We start from the raw sequence: 6,010 nt of genomic DNA, 5'->3' as shown, positions 1-6,010 counted from the left end.
GGGCCCTCCGGGCGCTTCCTTCGTTTCCGACTCTATCAGACTCTTTCGTGTCCGACTTCCTCGGCGCTTTCCAGGTTTCCGCTTTCGCGTTTCCCTTTCCGGCGGTTCCGACTCTATCAGATCCTCGCGGTTCCGATTTCCGGTCTCCCGGGTCAAGTCGGTTTGTCTTCCCGGCTGTTCGGCCGTTCCGACGTCCCAAACTCTAGCGGATTTCCCGGGCGGCTCCTAATCGGGCCGACCGATCCATCCGACCCCACTTCGAAATGGAATTCGGCATGCCGAACTCCATCCCGATCGGGAGGTCGTACTGAGATGGGGTTGCCGCAAATCTGCGGCGGACGGCTGCCGCAGAACCGTTCCGGCTCCGTGACAACTCGAAGAACCTTACGCACCTGCCGAGGTGGTGTCAACCCCCGTCGGCCCCCGCCTGTCAACCCATTTCGTGGGCCGTCAGTCCAGGTCCGTGAGCCGCCCGCCCGCGTCCGGCTGGGCGTGCTCCACCCGCCGCAGCAGACGGATCAGCATCTCGCCGAGCGACCCGCGCTCGTCCGGCGTGAGGTCCTGGAGCAGGTCCTCCTCGAAGTCGGTGGCCATCTGCATGGCCTCCAGCCACTTCGTACGCCCCTCGTCCGTCAGCTCGACGATGACGCGCACCCGGTTGTTCTCGTCCCGGTCGCGCGTGACCAGGCCTTCGCCCGCCATGCGGTCGATGCGGTGGGTCATGGCGGCGGGGGTGAGGCCGAGGCGCTTGGCCAGCTCGCCGGGGCCGAGCCGGTACGGCTTGCCCGCGAGGACGAGGGTCTTGAGGACCTCCCACTCGGCGTTGCTGATGCCGAGTGCGGCGACCTGGCGGCCGTACGCCACGTTCATCCGGCGGTTCAGCCGGCCCAGGGCCGAGACGACCTTCTCGACCTGAGGGTCCAGGTCGCGGAATTCGCGCTGGTACGCCGCGATCTGCTCGTCGAGGGTCGGCTCCTCGGGGCCCGCTGGGCCGGTGGGGCCGCCGGGCTCGGTGGTCTCAGCCATGCGGCGAGTATCGCACGGGGTGCGTTGGCGTCTAAGTCCTTGAGTGTGTATTGTTGAGGTTCTAACTTTAGTGTTGAAGTCTTCGGGTCTGAGCCCTTCAGGTTCGAGGACTTCCACTTCGAGACCTCAAGGTGGTGAGTGTGACCAAGGTGATGGGCGCGGCGATGCGCCGAATCCAGGCGGGGAACGCGCTGAGCGCGTTCGGACTCGGGTTCACCGTTCCGTATCTGTACATCTACGTGGCTTCCGTGCGCGGGCTCGGCTCCTTCTGGGCCGGGATCGTCCTCGGCGTCTTCGCCCTGGCCGCGCTCGTCGCCCTGCTCTTCACCGGCCGGGTCATCGACCGCCGCGGCCCCCTGCCCGTCCTGGTCGGCGCCGCTGTCACGGCCGCCGTGGGCGCGCTGTGCCTGGGGCTCGCGAACAACCTGGTGACCGTCCTCGGCTCCGCCGCCCTGCTCGGCGCGGGCACCGCGGTCATGCAGCCGGCGCTCGCCACGATGATCGTGTGGTGCTCGGGGCCGACCTCCCGTACCCGTGCCTTCGCCATGCAGTTCTTCCTGCAGAACCTCGGGCTCGGCATCGGCGGGCTCTTCGGCGGCCAGATCGTCGACGAGAGCCGTCCGGCGTCCTTCACCCTGCTCTTCGCCATCGAGGCCGGGATGTTCCTGGTCCTCGCCGCGATCGCGCTGTCCGTGAAGCTGCCGCGCAACGCGGCCATCGCGGACGCCCGCCCCAAGGGCGGCAAGGGCGGCAGCGGCTTCCGGGCCGTACTCGGGCACCGCGCCATGCTCCAGCTCTGCGTCCTGGGCTTCGTGCTGTTCTTCGCCTGCTACGGGCAGTTCGAGTCGGGTCTTGCGGCGTACGGCACCGAGGCCGCCGGGATCGACCCGTCGGCCCTGGGCTTCGCGCTGGCCGCCAACACCGCCGTGATCGTGGTCGCCCAGTTCCTGGTGCTGCGCTTCGTCGAGCGCCGCCGCCGCAGCCGCGTCATCGCGTCCGTGGGGCTCATCTGGACCGTGGCCTGGCTCTTCGCCGGGTACGCGGGGCTCGGCCACGGCAGCCAGACCATGGCGACCGCCGCGTTCGTCTCCACATACGCGCTCTTCGGGCTCGGTGAGGCGATGCTGTCGCCGACCGTGGCGCCGCTGGTCGCGGACCTGGCGCCGGAGTCGATGGTCGGCCAGTACAACTCGGCGTTCGCGCTGGTCAAGCAGATGGCGCTGGCGCTCGGCCCGTTCGTGGGCGGGCCCATGGGCGCCACGCTGCACGGGCCGTACATCGTGACGTTCATCCTGTTCTCGCTCGGCATCACCGTGCTGGCCCTGCGGCTCGGCAAGAAGCTGACGCCCGCGCAGGACCAGCCGATGCTCGCGGCTCCCTCGCGGGTGGTCGCCGTGCACAAGAGCGAGCAGGTCGGCGCGGCGGCCTGAGCCGTCGGCCGTAGGCCCCCGGCCCGGTCCTCAGCCGGGCAGGGCGAACTCGCACCACACCGCTTTACCGCCGCCCGGCGTGCGGCGCGAACCCCAGGACGAGGCGATCGTCGCGACGATCGAGATGCCTCGTCCTGACTCGTCCCCGGGCTCGGCGCGGCGGCGGCGCGGCAGGTGGTCGTCGCCGTCCGTCACCTCGATGATCAGCCGGCGGTCGGTGCGGCGCAGCCGCAGGCGCATCGGCGGGGTGCCGTGCTGGAGGGAGTTGGCGACGAGCTCGCTGGCCGCCAGGACGCCCAGGTCGCGCAGCTCCACGGGGAAGCGCCAGGAGGCCAGCACCCCGGACGCGAAGGCACGCGCGCGTGGCGCGGCTTCCACGCCGCCGAGCAGGTCGAGCGCCGCGTTGTGGAACAGCTCGGCGTCCGGGCCGGTGCGGGCCGGGTGCTGGAGGACCAGGACCGCCACGTCGTCGTCGTGCTCGGCGGTCACCCCGAGCGAGCGGATCAGCCGGTCGCAGACGACCTGCGGGGTGCCGACCGCGCCGGACAGCGCGCGCTCCAGGGCGGCGACGCCCTCGTCGATGTCCTCTCCCCTGCGCTCGACCAGGCCGTCCGTATAGAGGACGGCGGTCGCGCCGGGCGGCAGGGCGATCGTGCCGGAGGTGTGCAGCCAGCCGCCGGTGCCCAGCGGGGGCCCGGTCGGGTCCGCCGCGCGATGCACGCTGCCGTCCTCGTGGCGTACGAGGAGGGGCAAGTGGCCCGCCGAGGCGTAGACGAGGCGGCCCTCGTTGGGGTCGTGGACGGCGTAGACGCAGGTGGCGATCTGGCTGGCGTCGATCTCGGCGGCCAGGCCGTCGAGCAGCTGGAGCACCTCGTGCGGGGGCAGGTCCAAGCGTGCGTACGCCCGCACCGCCGTCCGCAGCTGGCCCATCACGGCGGCCGCGCGGACCCCGCGCCCCATCACGTCCCCGATCACCAGGGCGGTGCGCCCGGCGCCCAGGGTGATCACGTCGTACCAGTCGCCGCCGACCGCCGCGTCCGTGCCGCCCGGCTGGTACGTGGCGGCGACCCGCAGGTCGTCGGGCTGCTCCAGCTCCTGCGGGAGCAGGGAGCGCTGGAGCGTCACGGCGGTCTCGCGGTGGCGGCGCTCGCTGGCACGCAGCCGCTCGGCGGCCTCGGCGTGGTCGGTGACGTCGGCGGCGAAGACGAGCACCCCGCCGCCTGCCTCCCCGCGCGCGGGGATCTCGACCGGGGTGCAGGTGACCGTGTACGACCCGCCGCCCTGGGCCTTGCGGGATTTGACCGTACGGGGCTTGCCGCTGCGCAGGACCTGGTCCATCAGCGGCAGCAGGCCCAGCTCGTCCAGCTCGGGCAGGGCCTTGGCGGCGGGGGCGCCGACGGGGCGGGGGCCGAACGTCGTCGCGTACGCGTCGTTCACGTACGCCACGCGGTGCTCCGGGCCGTACACCAGGGCGGCGAGGGCCGGGAGCTGGCCGAGGAGCTGACGGACCGACAGCTCCTCCAGGGCGGGGGCCGCCGGGCCGTCCGTCCTGTCGCCGTCCGGCCAGGTGTCGGGCCCCGGCCCGGACTCACCGCGCGCGGCGGGCACGGAGCCCCGGTCGGTCCGTGCGGCGGCGCGGCGCTGCGTACCGGGGAGCCGGGCGCTCCAACGCGTGAAGTTCACGGATCTCTTGGCCTCGTGTGTCGCTGGCTGCTGGGTCACGCTGTGCAGGTGTGGGCCCACCTATGGTCACACGTCCAGTGTGACGGACCGCACTGACAACCGTCAGTTCTCCTTGCCGCCGGGCCCCTTGGGACCTGGTCCGGAGCCGGGCTCGGGGCCCGGTTTCGGGCCCGGTTTCGCGGGGCCGCCGCCCGCCGCGAGCTCGAATTCGGCGCGCGGGTGCTCCAGCGAGCCGAGCGAGACGATCTCCCGCTTGAACAGGCCCGCGAGCGTCCACTCGGCGAGCACGCGCGCCTTGCGGTTGAAGGTGGGGACGCGGCTCAGGTGGTAGGCCCGGTGCATGAACCAGGCGGGGTAGCCCTTGAGCTTGCGCCCGTAGACGTGGGCGACGCCCTTGTGGAGGCCGAGCGAGGCGACCGAGCCCACGTACTTGTGCGCGTACTCGCGCAGCGGCTTCCCGTTGACGGACGCGGCGATGTTCTCGGCGAGCACCTTGGCCTGGCGCACCGCGTGCTGCGCGTTGGGCGCGCACTCCTTGTCCTTCTCGGCGGAGGTCACGTCCGGTACGGCGGCCGCGTCCCCGGCGGCCCAGGCCTGCTCGACGCCCTCCACCTGGAGCTTCGCGGTGCACTTGAGGCGGCCGCGCTCGGTGAGCGGCAGATCGGTGGCGGCGAGAATGGGCGCGGGCTTGACCCCGGCGGTCCACACGACCGTACGGGTGGGGAAGCGGGCGCCGTCGCTGAGCACGGCGATCCGGTTCTCGCAGGAGTCGAGGCGCGTCTCCAGACGTACGTCGATGTTGCGGCCGCGCAGCTCGCGGATGGCGTACTGCCCCATCTCCTCGCCGACCTCGGGCAGGATCCGGTCGCTGGCCTCCACGAGGATCCACTTCAGGTCCTCGGGCTTGATGTTGTGGTAGTACCGCGCGGTGTAGCGGGCCATGTCCTCCAGCTCGGCGAGCGCCTCCACGCCCGCGTAGCCGCCGCCGACGAAGACGAAGGTGAGGGCCGCGTCGCGGACGGCCGGGTCGCGGGTGGAGGAGGCGATGTCCATCTGCTCGATGACGTGGTTGCGCAGACCGATGGCCTCTTCGACGGTCTTGAAGCCGATCGCGTAGTCGGCCAGGCCGGGGACCGGAAGGGTGCGGGAGATCGAGCCGGGCGCCAGGACCAGTTCGTCGTACGCGATCTCGACCGGCCCGGTGCCCTCCTCCTCGGTGGCGAGGGTGGTGACGGTCGCGGTCCGCGCGGCGTGGTCGATGCTCCGCGCCTCGCCGATGACGATGTGGCAGCGGTCCAGGACGCGGCGCAGCGGGACGACGACGTGGCGGGGCGAGATGGAACCGGCGGCCGCCTCCGGCAGGAACGGCTGGTACGTCATGTACGGATCCGGGGCGACCACGGTGATGCCCACCCGGCCGTCGCGCAGCTGCGCCTTGAGCTCGCGCTGCAGACGCAGCGCCGTGTACATCCCGACGTAGCCGCCGCCCACGACGAGAATGCGCGTGCCGGGCGGTGGTTCGGGGCTCGGCCCCCGATTGATCGCAGCCTTCACCATCCCATGAGGCATCGGCGCCCGGTGTTTGTCCACAGGCCCGGCAAATTGTGTGACTGACGGATGTGGCCGGAACAGGTGCGGGGATTTCTCGCCGGTCGGGGAGAATACGCAGGTCAGGGCCGGGAGATGGGGGCTGTGTGGGGGGCCGAATCGGGAACGTTCCGGTCCTTGCTCCGATCGGGGCACACACCGTGCGGAACAACCCCCTTCTGAATTGACTCCGGCTCAACTATGTTCGTACCTCGTCGGGGTGTCGGGTCCGGCCACCCGACTGTCAGGGCGGGGAGTCTCCGGGGGGAGACGTCATTACCGGG

The 6,010-nt window shown here is 71.5% G+C and carries 4 protein-coding genes; 1 reads left to right on the top strand and 3 read right to left on the bottom strand.

Annotated features, from left to right (window positions below; translation table 11 throughout):
* Window positions 1-450: 450 nt before the first annotated feature.
* Entirely contained in the window at window positions 451-1,026 is a 576-nt protein-coding gene (locus IE252_RS36530) for a MarR family winged helix-turn-helix transcriptional regulator (RefSeq protein WP_190093773.1), read from the bottom strand.
* Between the two features lie 152 nt (window positions 1,027-1,178).
* On the opposite strand from IE252_RS36530, the gene IE252_RS36525 reads away from it, so the two are divergent.
* Window positions 1,179-2,456 carry an MFS transporter gene (locus tag IE252_RS36525; protein ID WP_190093783.1) on the top strand — a complete coding sequence of 426 codons (1,278 nt, stop codon included), beginning with the start codon at window positions 1,179-1,181 and terminating at the stop codon, window positions 2,454-2,456.
* A gap of 30 nt (window positions 2,457-2,486) precedes the next feature.
* Here the strand turns inward: IE252_RS36525 and IE252_RS36520 are convergent, their stop codons facing one another.
* Window positions 2,487-4,139: an ATP-binding SpoIIE family protein phosphatase gene (locus IE252_RS36520; protein ID WP_190093772.1), complete on the bottom strand. Its 1,653-nt coding sequence runs from the start codon at window positions 4,137-4,139 to the stop codon at window positions 2,487-2,489.
* Window positions 4,140-4,241: 102 nt separating this feature from the next.
* On the bottom strand, window positions 4,242-5,696 hold the full coding sequence (locus IE252_RS36515; RefSeq protein ID WP_190093771.1) for an NAD(P)/FAD-dependent oxidoreductase: 1,455 nt from the start codon (window positions 5,694-5,696) through the stop codon (window positions 4,242-4,244).
* Between the last annotated feature and the right edge of the window lie 314 nt (window positions 5,697-6,010).

Source organism: Streptomyces melanogenes (genome assembly GCF_014649795.1).
Lineage (GTDB): Bacteria > Actinomycetota > Actinomycetes > Streptomycetales > Streptomycetaceae > Streptomyces > Streptomyces noboritoensis.
The sequence above is the reverse complement of the archived record's forward strand: the minus strand, read 5'-3'. Positions and strand labels throughout refer to the sequence as shown.

Coding starts and splice junctions, on each gene's coding strand:
- IE252_RS36530 (WP_190093773.1), bottom strand. CDS start 1,026: ATGGCTGAGACCACCGAGCCCGGCGGCCCCACCGGCCCAGCGGGCCCC.
- IE252_RS36525 (WP_190093783.1), top strand. CDS start 1,179: ATGGGCGCGGCGATGCGCCGAATCCAGGCGGGGAACGCGCTGAGCGCG.
- IE252_RS36515 (WP_190093771.1), bottom strand. CDS start 5,696: ATGGTGAAGGCTGCGATCAATCGGGGGCCGAGCCCCGAACCACCGCCC.